This is a genomic window from Streptococcus suis, from assembly GCF_002964045.1.
GTDB lineage: Bacteria > Bacillota > Bacilli > Lactobacillales > Streptococcaceae > Streptococcus > Streptococcus suis_U.
This window is the reverse complement of the sequence record NZ_POPB01000143.1, coordinates 1-407: the sequence shown is the minus strand read 5'-3', so window position 1 is coordinate 407 and position 407 is coordinate 1. Positions and strand designations below refer to the sequence as shown.

At 38.1% G+C, this 407-nt stretch carries 1 protein-coding gene; it reads left to right on the top strand.

All coding sequences use genetic code 11. The annotated features are described in order from the left end of the window. The coding region (tnpB, locus tag C1E99_RS00625) for an IS66 family insertion sequence element accessory protein TnpB (protein WP_153060128.1) at positions 1-282 on the top strand (282 nt) is incomplete at its 5' end. Between the last annotated feature and the right edge of the window lie 125 nt (positions 283-407).

Genomic DNA, 407 nt, shown 5'->3' with positions numbered 1-407 from the left:
ATTGATTCTCTCGCCTACCTTGTCAAAAGTCAATTCAATCTGGATCCCTTTTCAGGTCAGGTCTATCTCTTCTGCGGAGGTCGAAAAGACCGATTCAAAGCTCTTTACTGGGACGGACAAGGATTTTGGTTATTGTATAAACGTTTTGAGAATGGAAAATTGACCTGGCCAAACAATGAAGAAGAGGTCAAGGCTCTAACTTCCGAGCAAGTAGACTGGCTCATGAAAGGATTTTCAATCAATCCAAAAATAAATGTTTCAAAAAGTCGTGATTTCTATTGAAATCATGGCTTTTTTTTGTGTATAATGAGATAAAAAGAAGGAGGTAAGTCCATGGAGACACAAGATAAAGTGATTGAAAGTCTAACAAAAACCATTGAAATCATGACCAACGAGTTGACCCTCCT